Below are 1,376 nucleotides of genomic sequence, written 5' to 3' on the forward strand. Positions count from 1 at the left end.
GTGACGGGGGTGGTGACGGGGTCCACGGGTTCCTCCTGGGAGCGTTCGTGCGGGCTTGCCCCCTCTCAACGCGGCTCGCGGCCGATGTGTTGAGCGTGCACCCGCACGGAGCGACCGGCCGGGGTGGTCAGCGGGTCAGGCCCAGGGTGGCGATGAGGTCCTCGTGCAGCTCGAACCACACCCGGTGGCAGGAGTCGCGGTCGGTCCCGGTGATCCACGCGGGTTCCGCGCCGGCCCTCGCCAGGGCGGCGGCGAAGCGGCGGTGGTAGCCGGTGAACCGCTCCAGGTGGGCGGTCAGGCGGTGCTCGACGCCCGCCAGCGCGGTCGCGGGGGCCTGCAGCGCGGCGATCGTGGCGGCCAGGGTCGGGGGGTGCTCGCCGATCCCGAGCTCGGCGAGCTGCCACGCGGTGCAGGCCGCGGCCACGGCGTCGTTGTGCAGCAGGAAGTCCTCGTGGGCGGCCTCGACCGCCGCCCGGGCGCCGGCCGCGTCGAGCTCCAGCGCGAGCAGGCGCTCCCCGTGGGCCTTGCCGGACTCGGTCGGCGACCAGCCCTCGTCACCGGCGCAGGAGCTGAGGGCGATCCAGCCGCGGGCCTGGGCGTCCAGGAGGTGCTCGCGGACCACGTCCTCGGGTTCCCGCACGTGGGCGGCGATGCGCGGGGTGGGCGCGTAGCCCAGGGTCCGCACGGCGTGCAGCACCCGCAGGTCGAGCGGGGAGATGCGGCTCACGGCTCCTCCGGCGGCTCGGTGGTGGTCGCGGTGGTGGTCGCGGGGGTGGAGACGGTCCCCGCGGACCCGTCGACGGCCACGCGCTGCCCCTCGCCGAGGACGCTCGTGGCACCGGGGACGGCCAGGACCGCCGGGACGCCGAACTCGCGGGCCACGATCGCGGCGTGGGCGAGCAGGCCGCCGATCTCGGTGACGACGGCCGCGGCACGGGCCAGCAGGGGCGTCCAGGCCGGGGAGGTGGTGCGGCAGACCAGCACGTCGCCCGCGGCGAAGCGGGCGAAGTCGTCCAGCCCCGCCACGATCCGCGCGGGCCCCTCGGCGGCGCCGGGGCTGGCGGGCGTGCCGGTGGCCAGCACCCGGCCGGGCGCGCCGCCCCGGCGGGCGCGGTGCGCGCTCGCGCCGGTGGTGGAGGGGGTCGTGGTGACGGGGCGGGACTGCAGCACCCAGGTGGTGCCGCCCGCGATCGCCCACTCGACGTCCTGCGGGCCCCCGAGCACCGCCTCGACCCGGCGGCCGACGTCGGCGAGGTCGAGGGCCTGCGCCCGCGTCAGCAGCGGGCCCCGGCCGCCGGGCCGGCGGGTGGCGGTGCGGCCGTCGACGGTCCAGGAGCAGGGGGTGACGGTTCCGCCCACGACCCCCGTGCCGAGGC

2 protein-coding genes are annotated in these 1,376 nt (G+C 78.3%); both read right to left on the reverse strand.

What is annotated here, in order from left to right; all coding sequences use genetic code 11:
• Positions 1 to 127 precede the first annotated feature (127 nt).
• Positions 128 to 727, reverse strand: coding sequence for a hypothetical protein (locus tag GTQ99_RS23280; RefSeq protein WP_166618021.1), 600 nt, complete (start codon positions 725 to 727; stop codon positions 128 to 130).
• On the reverse strand, positions 724 to 1,376 hold a 653-nt coding region (locus GTQ99_RS23285; RefSeq protein ID WP_240898006.1), incomplete at its 5' end, for a PEP-utilizing enzyme. The genes GTQ99_RS23285 and GTQ99_RS23280, both read right to left, overlap by 4 nt.

Origin of the sequence: Kineococcus vitellinus (genome assembly GCF_009906315.1) — a bacterium.
Taxonomy (GTDB): Bacteria; Actinomycetota; Actinomycetes; order Actinomycetales; family Kineococcaceae; genus Kineococcus; species Kineococcus vitellinus.